We start from the raw sequence: 302 nt of genomic DNA on the forward strand, positions 1-302 counted from the left end.
GTCGATGTGACTGCACCGAATGCACCAGACATTGATCCAATCAATGGCACAGATCCGATTACCGGTACAGCAGAACCAGGTTCGACGGTGACGGTAACCTTCCCGAATGGCACCACCGTTCAAGTACCAACAGATCCAACCACAGGGGTATGGACCACACCGAACCCAGGCAACTTACCAGACGGCAGTACCGTGACTGCGATTGCGACTGACCCAGCAGGTAACCCATCGTTACCAGGCAGTGAAGTGGTCGACAGCCTACCACCGAACCCAGCGGGTGCAGTACTGAACATCGATGCAGT

At 55.3% G+C, this 302-nt stretch carries 1 protein-coding gene; it reads left to right on the plus strand.

Translation table 11 applies throughout. The features are described 5' to 3' along the window. A partial coding sequence (locus MMO42_RS18135) for an Ig-like domain-containing protein (RefSeq protein ID WP_241321585.1) occupies positions 1 to 302 on the plus strand: 302 nt, incomplete at both ends.

The organism is Acinetobacter sp. ANC 3882 (genome assembly GCF_022549545.1).
In the GTDB taxonomy this organism is placed as follows: Bacteria; Pseudomonadota; Gammaproteobacteria; order Pseudomonadales; family Moraxellaceae; genus Acinetobacter.